20 protein-coding genes are annotated in these 22100 nt (G+C 57.3%); 7 read left to right on the top strand and 13 right to left on the bottom strand.

Annotated elements, in window-relative coordinates; genetic code table 11:
* Positions 1–51 precede the first annotated feature (51 nt).
* Positions 52–885 carry an ABC transporter permease subunit gene (locus tag BXU06_RS02525; protein ID WP_077296522.1) on the top strand — a complete coding sequence of 278 codons (834 nt, stop codon included), beginning with the start codon at positions 52–54 and terminating at the stop codon, positions 883–885.
* A gap of 13 nt (positions 886–898) precedes the next feature.
* A complete protein-coding gene (locus tag BXU06_RS02520; RefSeq protein ID WP_077296519.1) occupies positions 899–2191 on the top strand; it encodes an FAD-binding oxidoreductase in 1293 nt (430 codons plus the stop codon).
* A 250-nt stretch (positions 2192–2441) separates the two neighbouring features.
* Here the strand turns inward: BXU06_RS02520 and BXU06_RS02515 are convergent, their stop codons facing one another.
* The 7 genes from BXU06_RS02515 to BXU06_RS02485 form a co-directional block, all read right to left on the bottom strand.
* Positions 2442–3161, bottom strand: a complete 720-nt coding sequence (locus tag BXU06_RS02515; RefSeq protein ID WP_253189508.1) for an anaerobic ribonucleoside-triphosphate reductase activating protein — start codon at positions 3159–3161, stop codon at positions 2442–2444.
* Positions 3142–3324 carry an anaerobic ribonucleoside-triphosphate reductase gene (gene nrdD / locus BXU06_RS02510; RefSeq protein ID WP_077296517.1) on the bottom strand — a complete coding sequence of 61 codons (183 nt, stop codon included), beginning with the start codon at positions 3322–3324 and terminating at the stop codon, positions 3142–3144. The genes BXU06_RS02515 and nrdD overlap by 20 nt, the downstream gene beginning before the upstream one ends.
* 64 nt (positions 3325–3388) lie before the next feature.
* Positions 3389–5356 (bottom strand): ribonucleoside triphosphate reductase, encoded by a 1968-nt coding sequence (locus BXU06_RS02505; RefSeq protein ID WP_077296514.1) that lies wholly within the window; start codon positions 5354–5356, stop codon positions 3389–3391.
* A gap of 72 nt (positions 5357–5428) precedes the next feature.
* Positions 5429–5866 (bottom strand): putative zinc-binding protein, encoded by a 438-nt coding sequence (locus BXU06_RS02500; RefSeq protein ID WP_077296512.1) that lies wholly within the window; start codon positions 5864–5866, stop codon positions 5429–5431.
* Complete coding sequence (locus tag BXU06_RS02495) at positions 5863–6273, bottom strand: SCP2 domain-containing protein (protein WP_077296510.1); 411 nt, start codon at positions 6271–6273, stop codon at positions 5863–5865. Before BXU06_RS02495 ends, BXU06_RS02500 begins: the two co-directional genes overlap by 4 nt.
* A gap of 409 nt (positions 6274–6682) precedes the next feature.
* Positions 6683–7573 (bottom strand): U32 family peptidase, encoded by an 891-nt coding sequence (locus BXU06_RS02490; protein WP_216352527.1) that lies wholly within the window; start codon positions 7571–7573, stop codon positions 6683–6685.
* The gene (locus BXU06_RS02485) at positions 7564–8559 is read right to left on the bottom strand and encodes a peptidase U32 family protein (RefSeq protein ID WP_077296508.1); all 996 of its coding nucleotides are present in this window, start codon (positions 8557–8559) and stop codon (positions 7564–7566) included. Before BXU06_RS02485 ends, BXU06_RS02490 begins: the two co-directional genes overlap by 10 nt.
* Positions 8560–8999: 440 nt before the next feature.
* Here BXU06_RS02485 and BXU06_RS02480 point away from each other — a divergent pair, with 440 nt between their 5' ends.
* The 4 genes from BXU06_RS02480 (at position 9000) to BXU06_RS02465 (ending at position 12162) form a co-directional block, all read left to right on the top strand.
* A complete protein-coding gene (locus BXU06_RS02480) occupies positions 9000–9674 on the top strand; it encodes a biotin/lipoyl-binding protein (RefSeq protein ID WP_171982084.1) in 675 nt (224 codons plus the stop codon).
* 6 nt (positions 9675–9680) lie between these two features.
* Positions 9681–10250 carry an HlyD family efflux transporter periplasmic adaptor subunit gene (locus tag BXU06_RS02475; protein WP_077296504.1) on the top strand — a complete coding sequence of 190 codons (570 nt, stop codon included), beginning with the start codon at positions 9681–9683 and terminating at the stop codon, positions 10248–10250.
* Positions 10251–10366: 116 nt separating this feature from the next.
* Complete coding sequence (locus BXU06_RS02470) at positions 10367–11512, top strand: JmjC domain-containing protein (RefSeq protein ID WP_077296502.1); 1146 nt, start codon at positions 10367–10369, stop codon at positions 11510–11512.
* A gap of 440 nt (positions 11513–11952) precedes the next feature.
* Positions 11953–12162, top strand: coding sequence for a hypothetical protein (locus BXU06_RS02465; RefSeq protein WP_077296500.1), 210 nt, complete (start codon positions 11953–11955; stop codon positions 12160–12162).
* A gap of 216 nt (positions 12163–12378) precedes the next feature.
* On the opposite strand, the gene BXU06_RS02460 is transcribed toward BXU06_RS02465, so the two are convergent.
* Positions 12379–13386, bottom strand: a complete 1008-nt coding sequence (locus BXU06_RS02460; RefSeq protein WP_077296499.1) for an IS481 family transposase — start codon at positions 13384–13386, stop codon at positions 12379–12381.
* Between the two features lie 420 nt (positions 13387–13806).
* On the opposite strand from BXU06_RS02460, the gene BXU06_RS02455 reads away from it, so the two are divergent.
* Positions 13807–14721: a lysine exporter LysO family protein gene (locus BXU06_RS02455; protein ID WP_077296497.1), complete on the top strand. Its 915-nt coding sequence runs from the start codon at positions 13807–13809 to the stop codon at positions 14719–14721.
* 164 nt (positions 14722–14885) lie between these two features.
* On the opposite strand, the gene BXU06_RS02450 is transcribed toward BXU06_RS02455, so the two are convergent.
* The 5 genes from BXU06_RS02450 to narJ all read right to left on the bottom strand — a co-directional run bounded on the left by BXU06_RS02450 (position 14886) and on the right by narJ (position 22100).
* On the bottom strand, positions 14886–16154 hold the full coding sequence (locus BXU06_RS02450; RefSeq protein WP_077296495.1) for an ATP-binding protein: 1269 nt from the start codon (positions 16152–16154) through the stop codon (positions 14886–14888).
* A gap of 1 nt (position 16155) precedes the next feature.
* Complete coding sequence (locus tag BXU06_RS02445; protein WP_077296493.1) at positions 16156–19035, bottom strand: TrlF family AAA-like ATPase; 2880 nt, start codon at positions 19033–19035, stop codon at positions 16156–16158.
* A gap of 317 nt (positions 19036–19352) precedes the next feature.
* Positions 19353–20521 (bottom strand): IS3 family transposase gene (locus BXU06_RS02440; protein WP_216352526.1). Its coding sequence is split into 2 segments (ribosomal slippage): positions 19353–20254 and positions 20254–20521, totalling 1170 coding nucleotides; the frame shifts between segments, so codons are not numbered across the junction.
* Between the two features lie 203 nt (positions 20522–20724).
* On the bottom strand, positions 20725–21411 hold the full coding sequence (narI, locus tag BXU06_RS02435) for a respiratory nitrate reductase subunit gamma (RefSeq protein WP_077296491.1): 687 nt from the start codon (positions 21409–21411) through the stop codon (positions 20725–20727).
* Between the two features lie 26 nt (positions 21412–21437).
* Positions 21438–22100 carry a nitrate reductase molybdenum cofactor assembly chaperone gene (gene narJ, locus BXU06_RS02430; RefSeq protein WP_077296489.1) on the bottom strand — a complete coding sequence of 221 codons (663 nt, stop codon included), beginning with the start codon at positions 22098–22100 and terminating at the stop codon, positions 21438–21440.

The following is a 22100-nucleotide window of genomic DNA, read 5'->3' as shown; positions in this document are numbered from 1 at the left end:
CGGCGGCGCCAGCCGGATGGCCGGCCTGGTGTTTGTATTGAGGAATCTGCCATGCAGAACACATCTTCCATGTCCTGGTTTGGCCGGCTGTCGCTGGGCAGCGGGCTGGCATTTCTCTACCTGCCCATTGTGGTGCTGGTGGTGTACTCGTTCAATGCCTCCAAGCTGGTCAGCGTCTGGTCGGGGTTTTCCCTGGGCTGGTACGTCACCCTGTTTGAAGATGAAGCGGTGATGGCCGCATTTGGCCTGAGCCTGAAAGTGGCGCTGCTGGCCAGCGCCATGAGCGTGGTGCTGGGCACCATGGCCGGGCTGGTGCTGGCACGCTTTGGCCCGTTTCGCGGCAAAAGCCTGTTTGCCGGCATGCTGACTGCGCCGATGGTGATGCCGGAAGTGATTACCGGCCTGTCCATGCTGCTGCTGTTTGTCAGCATGCAGCAGTGGTTTGGCTTTCCGGAAGAGCGCGGCGTGCTGACCATCTGGATTGGCCATGTCACCCTGTGCATGGCCTACGTCACCGTGGTGATCCGCTCGCGGCTGGTAGAAATGGACCGCTCGCTGGAAGAAGCCGCCATGGACCTGGGCGCACGGCCCCTGAAAATCTTTTTCGTGATTACCCTGCCGCTGATCCTGCCGGCTATTGCCTCCGGCTTTCTGCTGGCGTTCACCCTGTCGCTGGACGACCTGGTGATGACCGCCTTCCTGTCCGGCCCCGGCTCGACCACGCTGCCACAGCTGATTTTTTCCCGCGTGCGGCTGGGGCTGAACCCGGAAATCAACGCGCTGGGCACGCTCACCGTGCTGGTGGTAGCCGTGCTGGTGATTGCTGCCAACCGCATCATGCTGCACCAGGAAAAACGCCGCGCCGCGCTGGCCGCAGCCGCCTGAACCCGGAGCCGATATGGGATTACTCGACTTTGCCCACCACGAGCATATCGACTCCTGGTATCACCACACCGCCAGCGGCCCCACCTTTGCCCCGCTGCACGACGCCCTCGACGCCGATGTGTGCGTGGTGGGCGGCGGCTACACCGGGCTGTCTGCCGCGCTGGAGCTGGCCGAACGCGGGCTGAACGTGGTGCTGCTGGAAGGCGCGCGACTGGGCTGGGCGGCGTCCGGGCGCAACGGCGGCCAGGTGCTCACCGACATCGCCTGTGGCATGGACAGTGTACGCGCCCAGCTGGGTGCCGACGCCGCCCGCGCCATCTGGGACATGAGCGTGGAAGCCGTACACCTGGTAGGCGAGCGCTGCGCCCGCTACCAGATCGACGCCGACCTGCGCTGGGGCTATTTTCACGCCGCGCTGAAACCCCGGCAGATGCACGAGCTGGCCCGCTGGCAGGCCAGCGCCGCCCAGGACTACGGCTACAGCGCCTACCGGCTGATTGAGCAGGACGAAGTGGCCAGCCTGGTGGCGTCGCCGCGCTATATTGGCGGACTGTACGACCCCGGCTGCGGCCAACTGCACCCGCTGAAATACGCGCTTGGCCTGGCCGCTGCGGCGGTGAACGCCGGCGTGCGCGTGTACGAACACAGCCCGGCGCTGCGCATCCACCCCGGCACACCCAGCGTGGTGCACAGCGAACACGGCCAGGTGCGCGCCCGCCATGTGGTGCTGGCGTGCAACAGCCATATCGGCCAATTGGCCCCCAGCCTGGCGGCGAAAATCATGCCGGTGGGCACTTATATGATTGCCACCGCGCCCTTGGGCCAGGCCAGGGCGCAAGCGCTGATTCCCGGCCAGGTGGCGGTGTGCGACAGCAATTTTGTGCTGGATTATTTCCGCCTGTCTGCCGACCATCGCCTGCTGTTTGGCGGCAAGGTCAGCTATTCCGGCCTGCCGCCGACCAATCTGCAGGCCGCCATGCGCCACGACATGCTCAAGGTGTTTCCGCAACTGGCCGACGTGGCCATCGACAGCGGCTGGGGTGGCTTTGTCGATATCACCCAAAGCCGCGCGCCACACTTTGGCCAGTTGCCAGGCAATCTGTGGTTTGCCCAGGGCTTCTCCGGCCACGGCGTGGCGCTGACCGGCCTAGCCGGCAAGCTGATGGCCGAAGCCATCTGCGGCACACCACAACGCTTTGCCCTGTTCAGCCGCTTCCGCCACGCCAGCTTTCCTGGCGGACGCTGGCTGCGCACCCCGGCGCTGGTGCTGGCCATGCTGTATTACCGGATGCGGGACAGGCTGTAGGAAGAATGGGCGTAGTGCAGCGGATGGCGACCACTGCGCCGGTGCCGCGCCCCTCCGAGGTAGGCACATCCGATCTCTACCCTCTGACCATGCTGCGTGAGCTGAAAAAAGCGATGAAACTGGCCAAATAATTGATTGCCCGGTTCAGCGCAGTTCTGCATCCCCGAACTGGCGGAAACCGTGCTTTTTTCCGTCAGTCCCCTGATAGCTTGAGCAATTGGTCTTGCAGCCAGGCCGAGGCATGGCGTTGTCACTGCCGATAGACAAACCGCTCAAACCACTGCGCCAGTTGCTGCTGGGCCACTAGGCTCAGCGCACCCTCGGCGGGCTGGCCTGGTGCCGACCGGTAGTCCTGCACCGCATAATGGCGCACGCCCCGGTCGGCCAGTTGCCGGGCCAGCGTCAGCAGCCGGGATTCCGGCAGCCAGCGTGGGCTCCAGGTGGTGCGGCATTCAAACGCGCAGCCGGATTCCAGCAGCATGGCCAGGCTAACGCCCACCGGCCAGTGGCTGCGCGGCTTGCCGGTTAGCGCGTCGTGGCCGGCGGCGTCGGTCTTGATATCCAGCCCCACCCAGTCCAGCGTATCCAGCACGCTCGCCAGCCGCTGCGGGTAAATGCCGGCAGTGTGCAAGGCCGTGCCAAACCCCAGCGCCCTGACGTCGGCCAGCATGCTGGCCAGTGCCGGCTCGCTCAGCGGTTCGCCACCAGAAAACACCACACCATCCAGCAGGCCGCGCCGGCTGGGCAGCCAGTCGTGCACACTTGCCCAGCTCAGGCTGGCCTGACGCTGTTGCAAATGCGGGTTATGGCAGTAGTGGCAGCGCCACGGGCAACCGGCAATAAACACCACCGCCGCCAGTTGCCCTGGCCAGTCCACGCTGGAGAATGGCGTGACGCCGCCAATTGCCGCGTGGGCCTGTGCCATGGGCGCAGGCGGCCACGGCAGCGGGTCAGCGGGCAGCAGGTTCACGGAAAAACTGCCGCTGATGGAATTCACCCTGTTTGCCGGTGTTGAACGAGCTGACCGGGCGGTGATAGCCCATCACCCGTGTCCAGATTTCGCAGCGGGTGCGCCGGGGGTCATCTGCGGCCAGCGGCAACGGGTGAGCAGTAGGGGAAGCAGTAAACAACATGGTCAATCTCCTGGGTGAAAACGGGTGAGGGATGGGGCGCGGGCATGGCCATTTTATCCGGGTGTCAACAGGCCGCCAGCAGCGCCGCATCACACTGGGGGCAGAATTCATGACGACCAGACAAAAAGCCGTGGGTTGGGCAAATCGAAAAAGTCGGGGTAATGGTCAGGTAAGGCAGGCGAAAACGGGTTAATGCCCGTTGCACCAGGGTTTTGCATGCCTGTGCCGATGACACCGCCTCGTGCATGTACAGATGCAGCACGGTGCCGCCGGTATACTTGCCCTGTAGCTGTTCCTGTTGTTCCAGTGCGGCAAATGGGTCGTCGGTGTAGTCCACCGGCAGTTGCGAGCTATTGGTGTAATAGGGCTGGGCATCGGTGCCGGCCTGCAGGATGGCTGGCCAGCGCTTGCGGTCTTCGCGGGCAAAGCGGTAAGTGGTGCCTTCGGCTGGCGTGGCTTCCAGGTTGTACAGGTGGCCGGTGTCGGTCTGGAACTGGGCAATGCGGGCGCGCACGTGGTCGAGCAGGCGCACGGCCATGGCGTGGCCGGCGGCGGTGGTGATGTCGTCGCGGTCATGGCTGAAGTTGCGGATCATCTCGTTGACGCCGTTCACTCCCAGGGTGCTGAAGTGGTTGCGCAGGCTGCCCAGATAGCGCTTGCTGTAAGGGTAAAAGCCTTGGTCCATATGCCGCTGCACCACCTTGCGCTTGACCTCCAGCACGTCGCGGCCCTGGGCCAGCAGGGTGTCCAGCCGCGCCAGCAGCGCGGCTTCGTCGCCGGCGTGCAGGTAGCCCAGCCGCGCGCAGTTGATGGTCACCACGCCAATCGAGCCGGTTTGCTCGGCGCTGCCAAACAGGCCGTTGCCGCGCTTGAGCAGTTCGCGCAGGTCCAGCTGCAGGCGGCAGCACATCGAGCGCACCATGTGCGGCTCCAGGTCGGAGTTCACGAAGTTCTGGAAATACGGCAGGCCGTACTTGGCGGTCATGGCGAACAGCAAGTCGGTGTTGGGGTGATCCCAGGGAAAATCACGGGTGATGTTGTAGGTGGGGATGGGGAAGGTGAACACCCGCCCACGCGCGTCGCCGGCCATCATTACTTCGATGTAGGCGCGGTTGATCATGTCCATTTCTGCTTGCAGCTGGCCGTAGCTGAACGGGCATTCTTCGCCGCCGATATAGGGGATTTGCTCGGCCAGATCCGCCGGGCAGCGCCAGTCAAACGTCAGGTTGGTGAACGGGGTTTGCGTGCCCCAGCGGCTGGGCACGTTCAGGTTGTAGATCAGCTCCTGCATGCACTGGCGCACCTCGGCGTAGCTCATGGCGTCCAGGCGGATGAATGGCGCCATATAGGTGTCAAACGAGCTGAACGCCTGGGCGCCGGCCCATTCGTTTTGCAGCGCGCCCAAAAAATTGACGATCTGGCCAATGGCGGCGGACATATGCCGTGGCGGGGTGGCTTCCACCTTGCCCGGCACGCCGTTAAAGCCCTCGGTCAGCAGCTGGCGCAGCGACCAGCCGGCGCAGTAGCCGGACAGCATGTCCAGGTCGTGAATGTGCAAATCCCCTGCACGGTGCGACTGGCCGGCTTCAGCCGGAAACACATGGCTAAGCCAGTAATTGGCGGTGACCTTGCCTGCCACGTTCAGGATCAGCCCGCCCAGGCTGTAGCCCTGGTTGGCGTTGGCGTTCACCCGCCAGTCGCGCTGTTCCAGGTATTCGTTCATGCAGTGCTCGACATCCACCCAACTGCGCGAATCCTGACGCAGGCGGGCGTGTTGCTCGCGGTACACCACATAGGCGCGCGCGGTGCGCCAGTGGCCGGCGTGCGCCAGCGTTTCTTCCACCCGATCCTGAATGGTTTCCACATCCGGGCAGCTGTCGGCGGCCAGTTGGGCCAGCACTTGGTCGGTCAGCGCCTCGGCCAGCGGCAGATCAAACTCACCACTGGCGCGGCCGGCGGCGGCGATGGCGCGCACGATATTGCGGCGGTTGAACACGGCAAGGCTGCCATCCCGTTTGCGCACCGATTGCATGGCGCGACCCTCCAGATAGTGATGATGGACGGGATCATAACACTACATATTGTGTTTATTGCTTAGAAAAACTCAGCATTTTGTGTTTGCTTGATGGCCATCAAGCCCTGCGCCAACAGTGGGCAAAGCGCCGCCCGCCAGCTGCGCTAGCGCGGCGCGCACGGCGTGCGCCGCCTGCTGATGCTCGTCAGCCGTGCACTCACGGCCATGGCGCTTGCGGATGGCCAGCTCGCTGAGCACCACATGCCGATCCGCCGTCACCCCAGCCTGGGCCAGACAGGCCTGGCAGCAGGCCAGCGGGCAGCCATCCAAGGCCAGAATCGGCCGCCCGCTTTGCGCCAGCTTCACCAGCGCCGGCACGCCGCCGCCCACCCCGCTGATGCACGACATCTGCGCCTCGCCGCTGCGGTCCAGCGCCACCGCCAGCTGATTGGCCAACTGGGCGACATTCGAGCAACCCGAGCAGGCGTACACCAGCGGTTTGTCCGCTGGGGCGGTTGGCGCGCTCACATTGGGCTCCAGCGCGCCGCCAGCCGGGTCAGCCAGGCCGGGCGCTCTTGCGCATCCAGCCAGTTTTTCACCACCAGGCCCAGCTCGGTGTCGCCGGCAATCGCCAGCCGGCGCTGAAAAAACAAGGTGTCAGCATCCACCTGGCCAGCCAGCAGCTGCAACACATCGGCCAGACTGGCCGACAGGCTCAGCTCGGCGTCGGCCACGCCATGCGGCCGAAACCGCCCCTGGCGGCAACACAGGCCATGGCGCAAACCCAGGTCGGTCAGCGTCAGCGCCACGCTGCGCCCTTCCAGCTCAGCCGGCGGTTGCAGCCAGCGGCCCAGACGGGCCAGCTCCAGCACGGCGCACAAAGGGGGAGACAGCAAAACCGGCGGCACGATGGCGCCGAAAGTGGCTACAGACATGAGGTGAGCTCCTTGACATGAATCGGGTGGGGCGGCGGCGGATCCTTTGCGGCATCCCGCCGGCAGCACACATGGCCAGCATCTGGATTTCCGCCTGCGCGCAAATGACGGGGTGGGGCGCAACGGACAGCGGATGGCGCAATCGGCGCTTTGCCGTGCGCCACCCCTCCACCACGTCGCCCCCGCGCAGGCGGGGGCCCAGGCCAGGGGCCACGGCGCGCCAACGATAAAATTGCGTTGACCGCCATTTGTTGAGCGACGACGCCACGCTGTGGCGCGTTCTGGATTGGAAATCACGGGGTCGCGTGCAACCCGTGGCGCCGGCGAGACATGCCGCGTTGCCGTTTGCCTGTCGCCAGACGTGGCGGTGTCGGCGGCATGTTTCTGTTGGCGGCGAAGCATGCCGCGTTCAGCGTTCACGCCACACGTTGCCGGATTCGCCCCACCAATAGCCATTGCAGCGGCCAATGCCCGCCGGCAACATGACGCTGGGCACCGGCTGGCCGGCGCGGACGGCGGCCAGGGCGGCGATGGCTTGCAGCGTGCCTTGTGATTGCGGGCTGACCCGCAGCGCCGCCACGCCCAGTTGCGCCAGTTCACTGGCTTGATCCAGCAAATCCAGCACGGCACCGGATTGGGTCTGCACACCGTTCAGGGTGAGGAATTCACTGTCTTCCTGGGTGCGCATGGCCAGGCCATCCGGGTGCTCGATGCAGCGGAAGACGCAATCGTCCTTGCTCAGGTCAAAATGCCGGGCGGTGAAGCAGCGCGCCGAAAACGCCAGCGGCATGCGTCCCCACACCATCACCTCGCATTGCAGGCCGGGCGGGGTTTCCGCCAGCAGCGCGGCCAGGTCGGTGCGGTTGAGCTCCAGCGGGGCAACAAAGCGGCAGGCGCCCAGGCCGGCCAGCCAGCGCAGGGTGTCGCCGTGGTAGGCGTTCAGGTGCGGGCCGGCCACAAATGGCCGGCCGCCGCGCGCGCGGATGGCGCCCAGGTCGCCGGCCTCCACCAGCCAGTTATCCTGGCCGGCCAGCTTGTGGGTGAGCTGAATCGCCGCGCCGGATTCCACCAGCGTTGGCGTGGACAGCACCACCTGCTTGCCGGCGGCAGCCAGCTCGGCAGCGATCTCCAGCCAGTCAGCCGGGCGCAGCACATGGCGGCGCAGGCACACGGTTTCGCCCAGATACACCACGTCCACCGCGCTGGCGGCCACCTCGCGGTAAAACGCCTGCACGGTCTGCCGTGGCCAGTAGTACAGCAGCGGGCCCAGGGTGATGAGAAACGGTGGGGTCATTTCCATGGTCGCTCAAACGCTCCCTGCGTGGTCTGGCTGCCTTCGGCGTGGCGGGCCAGCGTGTGTTGCCAGTCGGGATGGGGTTGATAGCGCGCTGGCGCGGCCTGGGCGGCGTCCAGCGCCGCGCGCAGGGTGGCCACCACTTGCGCCACATAGGCCGGGCTGCGCTGGCGGCCCTCAATCTTGATGGCGCGCACGCCAATCGCCGCCAGGCGCGGCAGCAGGCTGAGCGCATTCAGGCTGGTGGGTTCTTCCAGCGCATGGTCGCGCCGGCCCTCTACGCTAAAGCGGCCCTTGCACAAGGTCGGGTAGGCGGCCGGTTCGTCCGGTGCGTAACGGTCGATCAGCAGGCCGTTCAAGCGCGCCTCCATCTGGCCATCGCGCTGCTGCCAGCGCACCGCATGCGCCGGCGAGCACACGCCGCGATTATTGGGCGAATCGCCAGTGGCGAAGCTGGACAGCAGGCAACGCCCCTCGGCCATCACGCACAGGCTGCCAAAGCCGAACACTTCCACTTCGACGGGGGTTTTTTCAATCAAGCGGGCGATGTCGGCCACGGTGAGCACACGCGGCAACACCACGCGCTGGATGCCAAACTGCTCGCGCATCAGCTCAATGGCGTCGGCGTGGGTGGCCGAGCCCTGCACCGACAAATGCAGGCGCTGCTGCGGGTAGCGCTGGCGGGCGTAGGCCAGCACGCCGGGGTCGGCCAGAATCAGCGCATCCGCACCCAGCCGGCAGGCGGCGTCCACCGCCGCGCGCCACGCCTGCGCACGGCCAGGCTGGGCAAAGGTGTTGATGGCGAACAGCACCTGACAGCCATGCTGGCGGGCAAACGCCACGCCCTGGGCAATGTCGGCCTCGGTGAAATTCAGCCCGGCAAAATTGCGGGCGTTGGTGGCGTTTTTCAGGCCCAGATACACCGCATCGGCCCCGGCCAGCACCGCCGCTTTCAACGCCGCCAGATTGCCGGCGGGCGCGATCAGTTCCATGGTTGCAGTCCTCGTGATGGAGCAAGCGGGGACTGTAAGACCGCCTCTGAGTGGCGGCCTTATCCTGGGTCAAGGCTGGCCAGTTGGCGGAGGGGGAGGTGTGCTTTTGGGGGAGAAGAGGCGGGGCTGTTAGCTTGGGTCGATTGGCATAGGTCGGGATGATTAATGTTGTGTTATTACAACAGCATGGAAAATGGCTTACCAATATTCGCACATGAAAATTGTAACGAAAATCAATATCATTGTACTATAGGACAACCAGTCTTAAGTTAATTAATATCACTCAAAAAAACATTAAATATCGTAATAAATTCAAATTTTTGTAAGAATAAGATAAAAGGTAAAAATTTAAATTCTTGTCTGTATGCTATAGTCGTTTCTTCAATGTTTCACTCGTGGCGATGGCGTAAAATCATAAGCTTATAATAATGGAGGTCAGATTGTTTCGAAAAGAAGTTTTGAATGCAAGGGCTGAACATAAACACGGATCTGTCATATTAATCCGTCCAGTATCAAGCTGGATATTTGTGGCCTGTACCGTATTTATCGTAGCTAGTATAACTGCCTATTTGGTACTAGGCTCGTACACGAAACGTGCCACAGCAACTGGGTCATTACTTCCAGTGAATGGGCTGGTGAGAATTATACCACCTATTGCAGGAATGGTTTCGGAGCGCCGGGTAGAAGAAGGGCAGCATGTTCGCAAAGGCGATATTTTGTTTGTTCTTAGTGACGAACGCAGTCAAGTAAATGGTGGCAAAATTATTGCCTTGAGAGAAATTCACGCCACATCTCTTGAGCAGCGCCGTATAAGCTTACAGAGAGCAAGAGAAGCCAGTCAATTATTAGCCAAGCAAGCCCAGCATGGATTGAAAAATAAAATTGTTATGTTAAAAAATGAATTGTCACATAATAATCAGCAAGTTGATCTTCAAAAAAGCCGCGTCAACGCCGCAATTAAAATATTGCAAAAGCATAGACAATTGGAGCAAGAACAATTCATTTCTACTCTCGCTCTTCAGGAAAAAGAAGATGCTGTTGCAGCTCAGCGCTCACAGTTGCTCAGTCTGCAGCGCCAAAATACGGAACTCAAGCGCAATTTAGTAGCAATTTAAGATGAATTGCACCAAATTCCTACTCGTACGGATCAAGAATTAGCTGATATTGATCGCGATTTTGGGGTGTTAGCACAAGAAACTGCAGAGTTGCAGACACGAGATCGTTATGCCATCACGGCACCACTGGATAGTATTGTGACGTCAATTACAGCTCAGGTTGGCCAGCCTATCAATGGGCAAGCATTGGCAATTCTTTTACCAGTAGATGCACAATTAGAGGCTAATTTATATTTACCATCCCGCGCGATTGGATTTATTGAAATTGGCCAAAAAGTTCGCCTGCGCTATCAAGCATATCCCTATCAGAAGTTTGGTCAATATGATGGAATAGTTAAAGAAATTGCGCGAAGCCCGATTCCAGTTAATGAGCTACCGATGGCCTCACCGCTTATAAGCCAAGAAGTAGTTTATCGCGTCACAGTTAAATTAGCTGCGCAGTACATTTTGGCTTATGGTAAGCAGATTATGCTACGACCAGGAATGGCATTGGAAGCAGACATTGAACAGGAAAGGCGACGCCTGATTGAATGGATACTTGAACCATTGTATGGTTTTCACAAATATTTCCCATAAGCAATACAGTATATTAGGTGCAAGAATAATTCTTCACAATAAGTTAATTAAAAACAGAAATATAATCAGATAATTTTCACTCAGCTTTACAGAAATAAATTAGAGGATATATAGATATGATTTTTGGCATGTCAAGAGCCGATTTTATCGGCAACTACTTTGAGAAACGGCTTTTTATCTGTAAAAACGAATTTACTGATCACGGCATAGAATGGAAACATATCAATGAAACGTTGTTTTCATGGGATCCAAGTGATGGTTTGCTTCATTTGTATAAAGATGGCTTAGTGCCACAAAATAAATACACAGAATTTTTTGTAGACATTGGTTTGCAGCGTTCACGCATTGTGAAAGACGCATTCAATGCATATTTGCATAATGGGGCAACGCTAGTTTTAAATCGTCTAGATATTAAACTACCACTCATTCAAAAATTAACAATGTCAATTTCCCGCTTTGTCGGGGAAAAAGCAGCTGCTAATGGTTACATTGCATTTGGCGGAGAGGGGACTTTTGCTAAGCACTGGGATACTCATGATGTATTTGCCGTGCAATTGATTGGCCGTAAACGCTGGAAGATATTTGAGCCTACTTTCCCATTGCCGTTACCTCATCAAAAAAGTAAGGAATACAAGCATGAATGCCCTGTCAACCCTATATTTGATGGTATTTTAGAAACTGGTGATGTGCTTTATATTCCACGCGGCTGGTGGCATGAGGCTATTCCATTAGAAGGAGAAGAGACTTTCCATATTGCAGTTGGGATTCATACTGCGCATATAGCCGACTATATAGCATGGTCTTGTGGTAACACATTAGCACGTTTACTAGATTTTCGTAAAACACTAAAGTTTGAAGAAGATGGCCTTCAAGAGATTCGTGAAGCATTGAAAAATATCCATGAAGAGTTACTTAATCCAGAAAATATTTGTGCTTTTAAAAAAGTACAAGTCGAGCAAGAGCGGGTGACTTCTCCATTTGCAATAGAACATTCTAGTAGAGGCAGCTTACCTATTCTGAGGCCAGAAGATATCTTATCCATTAACTCAGCTTACCGCGCCGAGCCCAGATCAGATCGGCTAATAGTAAATGGATTTACAATAAAAATTGACGAAATTTCTGCCAAAATCATTGAGAACTGGATTCTAGAAGGTAGTGTGAGTATTAAGCAGATAATTGAAAAAGCTGGCCCAGTTCATCAAAGTAAAGTACAAGCATTAGCTGAGGGGCTACTAACCCATGACATCTTAAGCATTGAATAACCTAGGGATACGCTGAAAAAATCGTCATTCCCGCGAAGGCGGGAATCCAGATGGTTGATTTTTATGTGTTTTTATTTTAGCAAACACGATTTTCCTGAATAAATCAGCGCGTCCCTAGATGGCGTTCACCACACCACATACTAACTTTCCCGTAAGTAGCGTCATGTGAGCGATAGTACGCCCCATGAGATGCAAACGACCTTTCGATGGGCGCATCCTTGATCATCAAACCTTACAAATGATGCGGCAGCAAGCCATCAAAAATGCCGTTACATTCTCGGGTGACGTTACTTGTTGAAAGGTTATTAAAAAAGCCGCATAGATTTTAAATTTTAAATGCAAATAGTTTTATTAAATCTCAACCAGAGGAGTTTAAAAAATCAAAAGAAACTAAATATTTTTTATGCCGTACATTAATTTTAATTTTCCAGGAGGATAACATGCGTGAATTATTGATTTCAGATATTGAGTTGATCAGCGGAGGGATAACAGAGACGCAATGCATTGCTGGTTTTACCGGGGTCGGCTGGGTTGCAGGGGCCCTTTTAACAAAAACAGCAGCAGGGGCAAATAATGTTGGTGCATTAGCTGGAATTATTGGAGGAATGGTATGTGGAAATCTGGTTGGAGCAGATGGTGATGGGGAATAGTTCAATATTTTTGGCTATCATCCTTGGTATTGTTGTGACTGCCAACTTGATGCCCCAGTTACTGCCAGCTAGAATTGCCGCAGTATTTATACTAATTCTTTCTGGAATTGGCTTGCTAGGTATTTTTGGCTAGCCACATCATTAACCGCTGCTGGCGATAGTACTAGTCGGCAGCGTTTTATTTTTACTAAAACGAATATGTATAGTTCAAGACTTCTAAGCCCAATCACTTGAACAAGTTACACTGTCAAGTCCCGCCTGGTTATAAATGCGTTTCTTGAATAATTCAGGTTTTTTCTTCTGCCATTCCTTCAGCGCCTGAACGGGCGAAAGATGATTGAGCGCACGCTGCGGAATCTGATGATTGTACGTTTTCACATAGCGTTCAAGCGTCGTTTCCAACTCGGCGGCTGAAGCAAATCGGGTCTGACTCACCACCTCACTGATTCGGCCATTGAAGCGCTCAACCATCCCGTTTGTCTGTGGATGGCGCGGCGGGCACAGGCGGTGCTCAATGCCCAGCTCCGTGCAGCGAACATCAAAGGCATGCTGCCCGGTTGGCTCACGTTTTTTGCTGGTGAAGCGGTCGGTGAACTGGCTGCCGTTGTCGGTGAGCAACCTGACGATCTTCATCGGTGCTGCGCGCTCCAGCCGGTTTAAAAAGTCCACGCTGCTGCGCTCACTTTGATTGGCATAGATATGCATGAACACCCAGCGGGTGGCGCGGTCGATGGCCACAAACAGGTAGCGCCGCTCTTTCTCGTCAGGCATCTTCGGTAAGTACTTGATATCCATGTGCAGGAAGCCTGGCTCGTAATCCTTGAAGGTTTTGACCGGCGGCTGGACCTGGCCGGCATCAGCCAGCGCCTCGGCTTGCAGTTGACGCAGGTTGGCCACGCCATGGCGGCGCAGACAGCGATCCAGCCCAGAGCGCGAGACGTCTGGATTGATGAATTCGCGCACCACCGCGACCAGGTCATCCAGTCCCAGTAGCGTCAGGCTTCGCAAGGCCACGACAATCGCCTCCTGCGCCGGCGTCAGCGTGGTGCAAAGCTTGTGCGGGCGGTGTGATAAATCCTCCTGGCTATCGCGCTGCTTCCACTTGCGTGCGGTGGCCACGCTGATGTTGTAGCGTTTTGCCAATTCAAGCAATGATGCTGTTGAGTTCTTGATCTCGGCTCGCGTGCGAGGGGTGGTTCGGGCCTGGGCGTGGACTTCACTCATGTTGATTGCTCCGCTTTCAATGTCTCAATCAGATCACGCATCAGGTCTCTTGCCAAGAAGAGTGGCCAGCTACGAATTGGAATATGATCACACGGGACGCGACACATTAGTGCCTCCTGATTGTGCTGACATCAATCTACGCACAGAACCTGTTAGAAATAATTTTTAGTGTTGTTAATCAATGGATTAATGCTTTCACTTCCTGCCTTGCTTGTGCTGAAGAACAAATTATTCCTGTTTTAGGAATTCTAAAAGCACATTATATTCATTTATTGCAACATTGTAAAAAGTTAGTATAAGACCATCAATGGCGATAACAATAAAAACATGTCCACAATATGGTGGGCACACAATAGTTTTGTGCCTAGTGCGTATTAAAAAGCATGATTACAATCTACCATGAAGTAAAGCGAGCTTGTGATGAAACTGATGGTGATGTCTATTCTTCCGATTGTACTATGTCTTGCATTAGGCTATGGCTTGGGCTTACTTCTGCCACGGCATCAAATCCGGCATGGCGCTAAATTATTGACGCCTCTGATTTGGCTATTGTTATTTTTCTGCGGCAAGGAATTTGGCCATGCGCTAGGCGACGGCGAAATTTTAATCAAATCGCTTACAACGGCTTTAACTTTCGCCATATTGACAGCTTTGCTGCCATGGATATTGATCTTACTATGCATCAGACTCCCACGCGCCAACACCGCTCCTGTAGTTGCGGTGAAGCTGCCTGCTGTGCAGTTTTTCCATGCATTGCGCGATTGTATGATTGCTTTAGCAATGATTACAATGGGTGTCTTGGCTTCCAAATATCAAGGGCTCTGGTTGAATGGAGTGACTGCGGCACAGTTGCTTTACGCACTGATTTTTTTGGTGGGCATGGATCTGGTTCAGCTTGAATTTGATGGGCGGCAGCATGCTTCAGAACTTGTATGGGTTCCAATGCTGGTGATTATTGGCTCCATGGTAGGGGGCGTGATTGCTGGATTTTACACTGGAGAAGGCGTGCTGACTTCACTCGCGCTTTCCAGTGGTTTTGGCTGGGTCACTTTATCCAGCATTTTAGTGAGTGGAAAACTGGGGAGCAGCTATGGTGCCATTGCCATGCTGACAGACCTTTTTCGGGAAATGATCGCCATTATCATGCTTTATGTGTTGGGGTCTCGCTTTAGCCGAGAAGCGATTGGCATCTGTGGCGCAACAGCGTTGGATGCGACACTTCCTTTAATCAGGCAAAAATGTGGGTCTCAGCATGTATTGCTTGCTTTGATCAGTGGCTTCGTGCTGACTCTTACCAGCCCTGCACTGATATTAATTTTTTTGGTGGGGAACTGAAATTGCGCCTTCACATTGTGGCACCGGTGACCAGGAGCACAGCACCGATGCCACCACAGAACCAGCCCCCCCCGCATCCACAAGGAACACCGGGGGAGAAACGTCGCCTGCGCATATCACACGAGCAGAACAAGCAAGCAGCAAGACGATTTTGTGAGCCGTGTTTATGCGTGAGCAGTCTTTGGCATGGCTGCTGGAATGATCAGCAGGAGCTCAGCCTCATCCAACAAACGGTACACCGGGCGTTGGCCAGACAAGCGTTCGCTCTGCTCCAGAATGATCTGCACGCCTTCTCCGCGCTTGTCCATCATTGTGCTGCGGCCGGTGGTGGTTTTTTCCGTTTCGGGAATCTGGCATTTGGCCAGCAGGCTGGTGATCGCTTCGTTGCGGGCGGCTTGCCGGTAGGGCAAGCTATCCACCGTCATCGTGTTGGGAATCGCTCCCGGAGAATACAGCTCCAGTCGATCGGCAAATAGGCGTAGGCGAATTTTGGCGCCATGAATCGAGTAATCACGATGCGCCACAGCGTTCACCAGCGCTTCGAACACCGCTGTCATGTCGTACTGCGCCAGGTCATGTCGGCCTTGGTCCTTGCTGGCGTATATCTGCATGTTTTTTCGGACAAAGTGGCAGGCGTTCAGCACCTGGGCATCCAGGGGGCCGCTGATGTCTTGGGCGTCCAGCTGATAGGTGGCGTCGCCTTGGGGCAAAATCGCTGTCCCCCGGTAGGCCACTGCTTGAATGAAGGCGTTGGGCAGCCAGCGGCGAGGGTCGGCGCTGGCCATTAATACACCGGCAATCGTCGGGCGCAGCGCGCCATCTCCGTCTGGGCGCGCCATGGCCAGCTTGTCCAGCAACACCTCGCGGGTATCTTGCACGCGCGGGCTGGCAAAACGCTGCCACTGCGCGTCGGTAAGGTCGTCGAGCACGGCGCCGGGCACGGGCTGCTCATCAAAGCGGATGATCCGCGCCTGGCTGCGCTGCTGAAACAGCCGAGCCAGATAGTCAGGCGCCATTTCTCGCTTGGCGCTGCCCACGCGATGGATATAGCCGCCGGGACTTTTATGCACAAACAGGCTGCGGGTGACATCAATCTTTAACACCGGCAGTTGTTCGCCCATGCTGCTGGGCAGGGTCAGGCGCTCAATCACTGGCGTCAGTGGTGGGGTGATGCTGTCCAGACAGATTTGCCGCACGAAATCTTCCACCAGATCCAGCCGTTCCAGTGAAATGCCGAGCACTTCCCGGCTGTCGTCCACCCCCAGTAGGCACACGCCGCCACGGCTGTTGGCAAAGGCCGCCAGCTCATCTGCCAGAGAGTCTTTATGAGGTGCTGAGACTTTTTGCCCGGCAAAGCGGACTTCCTTCAGTTCCAGATAGGAGTCTTCTCCCAGGCGAATTTTGTCGATCAGCTCGGCCACGTTATCGAACATGTCATTCCTCTTTTCCCAGGCGCAGATAACGCCGGTCAAATGCTTCTTTGCCGCCTTCCATCACCAAACAGACTTCACGGCGCATGGCGGAGTCCTGCAAGGAGCCAGTTTGCTTGACGTGGCACTGATGGTTGAAGTCCAGCACATGAATCAGCTCGGCATCGCCATTCACCACAATATTGGGGTTGTGGGTCACGATGATGAGCTGACGGCGCAGTTTATTGCTGCGAATCTGCTGCACCACCAAACCGTAAATCAAATGGTTGTCCAGATCGTCTTCGGGTTGATCAAGAATCAGCGGTTCGTCACCGTGCGCCAGCAGAAAAGCCAGCATCGCGGCGGCGCGTTGCCCGGCAGAAGCCTGGCCGATAGGCTGGAAATTTTTGCCATCCCCTTTGCGGCTGTATTCCACTTGCAGGCCATCTTCTGGAAACCAGCACAAAATATGGTCGGCAAATTCGGGGCGTTTGTCAGTTTCGGTTTTGAGGAATTTATTGAACCAGACACCAAATGTTCCGTTGCCACGACAGGCTTGGCTCAGACGTTTCTTTTGCATCTGTAAGCTCTGTTCAAAAGCTTCTGTGTCCCATGCTTCCGAGGAAGCAGAAAGGCCGGAAATCATGAGGAGGTCTGCAACAAGCCCCTTGGCGAGAAAATTATTTTGTTCTTGGTATAAATCATCGACATATTTTCCGTCTGGGGCACCCAGCACATCCCGCAGCGAACGTTCGATCTCCTGCGCATCCCGGCTGTAGGGAATTAGCTCGATGCGCACAAAAGGGTTTTCTGCGAGGGTTTCCTGCAAAAATGCAGTGCGCCGTGCGCTGATGGCGCGGCGAGCGGATTGCACCTGATCCAGTTGAGCGTATGCTTTCTTGCGCAGCTCTGCCAACTGTGTTTGTGAAACCTCCAGCCGCTTCAGCTCGGTTTCCAGCCGCAGTTTTTCCTGCACCAGACGACCATATTCGCTGGGGTCGCTGACGCCTTGCTGCTGCAAGTCGGTCTTGAGTTGATCATAGGCCGCCTTGGCTACACCAATCCGGGCAAAATAGGGCGATGCTTCCAGTGCTTGCCGCTGGGTCTGGCTGTCTGCCTGCAAGGTAGTGGCGGCGTGTTCGACCGCTTGACTTGCCTGGTTGATGGCTGCGTGCAATGTCGCTACATGTGCCAGCGCCTGACTGTCTTCGGCAGCGTCGAACAAGCCTTCTGGCAAGTCTTCGGCCAGTAGCTCCTCCGCACATGCCTGCAAACGGGTGGCCAGTTCGGCAGCGGCAGCAAACTGATGTTCCAGCTCGCGGCCTTGTCGGCTTGTGCGCTGGTAGCGCTTTAGCACCGCCGCGTGATCGGCTTGTTCAAAGCGGGCCAGCTTGCGTTGAATATCCTCGAGAGACAGCTTTAGCGCATCACTGCCTTGTAGCTTGCCTTCCAGCTCACGCATCTGGGCGCGAGAGGCCAAAAAAGCCTGTTTGGCTTCGTCAAAGGCGGCTTGCTGCGATCGGACGCCAGCAGCATCATCAATTACCTGAAGCAAGGCCTGTTGGCTGTCGCCAGCCAGCGCCGCGATCTGCCCCTGGCTGAACAGGCGCAGAGGGAAGCGTTGTCCGGTGATGGCCTGGCTGGCCGACGGCTTGAAGCTGCCCGTGGTGACGTCCCATTCCTCCACCGCGTAGTCTTGACTATTTTGCGGCCAGATCAGGCGATAGGACGTGCCATCGCGGTGCACCTGCACGCAAATGGCCGTCTCTGCCAGCAGTCCGCCTTCGTTATTGCTGCGGGACTTGGCAATTTTGTTGAAGCGGTTGAAGGTCTGCCCGGCTTCTGAGGTGGACGAGAGCTCCTTCTCGCGCCGATAGGCCAAGCGCAGCGCATGCACGATGGTTGATTTGCCGGTGCCACGCCCGCCGATCAGGGCGTTGAAGTAGGGGTTGAGCGGCAAACTTGCGGGCAACCTGCCACAGCCCATGTAGCGCGCGTGACGAACTTCAATTGACTCGATGAAATGCTCGGGCGTGTTGAAGGGAGCAAAACCCGGGCTCTCGTCGCTACGCCGCACCGAAACCTCTTGACCATCCAGCAGCGCCAGGCGCAAGCCCTCCAGGCTAGGGGAGGCCATTTTGATCCAAGTGAATCGCGAACCTGGTGCGCCTTTCCCCTGAAAATTATGACTATCGCTACCTGCCACGCTGGCGAAGCGCAGTTTCAGTTCATTCAGCGCCATCGGCGCGGGGCTGGTGGCTTCCGACCACTCCAGCGCCAGCATGCCGGGCACCTGCAACACCTGTTTGACAGTATTGGTGTCCAAGCGGCATTGGTGGGTGTCTGGCTTGACTTGCAGCAGTCCTTTGTCGCTGTCCACATGCGCAGGAATGGCAATGCCGCCGGCCTCCAAAATACATTCCACTACCTTGGCCGCACCTTCGCGGGTGACGCCATCGCTGTCGCCACGCGTGTCCTTGTAGCCTGCCCGAGCGAGTAGATCGCTGATGGTCTGGCTGTTGGCGGAAGGATCAAAAATGGCCAGCAGATGAAAACCTCCCTGCACTGAAATCTCCACGCCAGGGAACACATGCAGTTCACGGAACCCCTCAGGCGGATTGCCTGCACTGGCTTGGCTTTGCATGTCCGCATAGGCCACTTTGAGTTTATCGATCCACTCTCCTGTGTTGTGGTCGGTGACGGCCACGCAGTCGATCCCGGCGGCCATGTATTTGAGCAGCCAGGTACGCGGAGTGACCTCTTGATCAGTGCCGATAGCGCTTTGCCAGGCATGGGTATCTTTGGAGGCAGGAGTGTGGGTGTGAAAATCAAATTTCCACCAGCGTGCGCCAGGATAGGGCCAAGCTGCGTGGGGGGATGGCTGTATTTGTTGTGTGGTTGCCATTTTTCTAGTTTCTTTATTTTCTCGAAGCATTCATTTGCTGATCAAGCTTCAGGTTGCGCGCTCGGGCATATTCCTGCACCACGATTTCCACCATCGACGCCAGCGAACGGTGCTCAGCCTCAGCCACCAGGTGCAATAGCTGTTTGATCTCAGCAGAAGTGCGGATAGAGAGGCTTCGTCTTTCAGGCGTGGTATGGCGTTATCTCGTCGCGGATGCCGCGCCAATGTACTGCCTTTGCATGTTTTGGCGCAATACAGGGGAACGTCCACATGTACTGGTCAAGTTTTTTCGAACACCCCGATAGGGAGTCAGCCGCTCAAGCCTGCACAGGCGCAGGTTTGAGCTGGCATTGTCTTTCAAACTCTGCCGGGCTCATCTCACCCAGCGCCGAGTGCAAACGCTTCTGGTTGTAAAACTTCATCAGGTAATCCGCCACATCCCGGCGCGCTTCTTCATGGTTGGCGTAATCTTTACGCCATACCCGCTCCATCTTCAAATTCAGGAAGAAGCGCTCCATCGGGGCGTTGTCCCAGCAGTTTCCTTTCCGGCTCATGCTGCACACCATCTTGTGTTTCTTCAGCAGCGCCTGGTATTCCGCACTGGCGTATTGGCTGCCTCTGTCTGAGTGCAGCAGCACACCTGCAGCGGGGTTTCTCTGCCCTTGTGCCATGGTGAGCGCCCGACAAACCAGCTCCGCCCGCATGTGTGGCTCCATGGCCCAGCCAATCACCCGGCGTGAGCACAGATCCATCACCACGGCCAGGTAGAGCCAGCCGCTGCGCGTGCGAATATAGGTGATGTCTGAAGCCCAGGCCTGGTTCAAGGCCTTGGGGTTAAACTTGCGGTTCAGCAGGTTTTCCGCCACCGGCAGCGTGTGTTTGCTGTCCGTGGTGTGAACAAACTTTCGCTTCCAGCAGGTTTTCAAGTTAAATGCGTTCAACAACTTACGCACTTTGTAGCGTCCAAGCGCCAAGCCACGTTTGGCCAGCTCGCTGCGCATTCTACGACTGCCATAGGTTTGCTGGTTCTCGGCAAAGACGGCCTTGAACAGGGTTTCGGTGCGCAGATCACACACCGGGCGATCACCGCGCTGGCGAGCGTGATGCAGGCCGGAGCGGCTCACGCCCAGCACGCGGCAGAGTGTGCTTTTGCTGTGCGCCCTGTCCAGTTGGCTAACGATGGGTAACATCATCGATAAGCGCGGGCGAACAAGGCCGAGGCTTTTTTTAGGATTTCGTTATCCTCTTTGGCAATGCGCAGTTCGGCTTCGAGTTGCCGGATGCGTTGCTGGTCTGGGGTCAGAGGCAGACCGATGCCTGGCTGGCCGTTGAGTTCGGCTTTGTATTGGGCGACCCAACGGCGGACGGCGGTTTCGCCAAGGCTCAGTTCGTGACAGAGCTGGGTGATGCTGCATTGCTGCTGAACGATTTTTTTGGCGACTTCGAGTTTGAACTCGGGGGCAAAGTGGCGACGGGTTTGTGGCATGTTCGATGTCCTTTGGGTGGTGGGATTGTTCCACCTATCGGGCTGTTCGAAAAGATTAGACCACTACAACATGACTCCCCACGAAAAAACCCCCGGCATCCACAAAGAACACCGGGGGAAGAAACGTCGCCTGCCGGTGTCTGCCAGACGGGCGGGCGGCGGATCAGGAGGATGGGTCGGTCAGGGCAGACACAGCAGGCGGTTCAACGACGGGGCCGAACCAGCTGCCAGGAGCGGTTCAGGTAACCCACGGCGGCAAAGCCGCTCCACACGTGCACCAGGCGGGTAAACGGGAAGATCACAAACAGGCTCATGCCCAGGAACAGGTGCAGCTTGAATACCGGCGAAGCGTCGGTGATGAAGCTGGCGGCGTCGCCACGGAAGGTGACCACATGCTGTGCCCAGCGCATCAGCAACAGCATTTCATGACCATCCAGATGCTGGCTGGAAACAAAGATGGTCGACAAACCCACCAGCACGGTCATCAGAATCCAGCCCAGCACCAGCTTGTCGCGCCAGGTGGTGTTGGCGGCCAGACGCGGGTTGCCCAGGCGGCGGGATAGCAGCATCAGCACGCCAACCAGGCACAGCGTGCCCATGATGCCACCAGCAGTCATGGCAAATACCTGCTTGAAGCTGTGGCTGACGCCCAGCGCGTCCCACACCGCTACCGGGGTGAGCAGGCCAACTGCGTGACCAAAAAACAGGCCGATGATGCCCAGATGAAACAGGATATTGCCCAGACGCAGGCTGCCACGGTGCAGCAGCTGGCTGGATTCGCTTTTCCAGCTGTATTGCTCGCGGTCAAAGCGGATCAGGCTGCCCAGCAAAAAAATGCTCAGGGCGATGTACGGGTAAATCCCGAAAACAAATTGGTGCAAGGTATCCATGCAAGCTCTCCTTGGTCGCCTGCCGCTCAGGCATGCGGGCGGGTGCGGTGGAAGTTGACCGGGGCAATCTGCGGCATCACCGGCTTGAGCAGCGGCTCGACGCCATCGGCACCGGGGCCGAAGGTTTCCAGCGCTTCGTCCATGTCGCGGATCGGCGGCACGGTCAGCGGCTGTGGTGCCACGCTGGCCAGGTTGGCCAGTGCGTGCAAGGCGCAGGCGTACACCGAATCACGCGATGCCAGCTGGCGGCCAATGTGCGCCACCACATGTACGGCATCGTCCAGCAGCCGGCATGCCTCATCGGCGGCGCACAGCGACAGGAACTCCAGAAACAGCGGCAGATAATCCGGCAGCTCGGGGCTGACTGGCTCAACGCCGTGGGCGCGGTATTCCTCGATCAGGTCTACCATCGCCTGGCCACGGGCGCGGTCTTCGCCGTGCAGGTGCTCAAACAGATGCAGCGAGTGCGCCGGCTGGCGGTCGAAGGTGCCCACGTAGATTTCCTGTCGCTCAATCAGTGGGGCACCAGCCAGGTGGGCACAGAGCGGTGCCAGTTCGGCGCGCAGCGCGGGGGCCACATCGGCCAGCGCGGCGTCCAGTTCGGGCAGGGCGTCGATCAGCGGCTGTTCCGGGTAATCCAGCAACAGCGACAGCACCCGATAGCTCAACGGATGGGCAGGAGCACGCAT

The sequence above is a fragment of the Aquaspirillum sp. LM1 genome, assembly GCF_002002905.1.
Taxonomy (GTDB): Bacteria; Pseudomonadota; Gammaproteobacteria; order Burkholderiales; family Aquaspirillaceae; genus Rivihabitans.
This window is presented reverse-complemented; position numbering and strand designations above follow the sequence as displayed.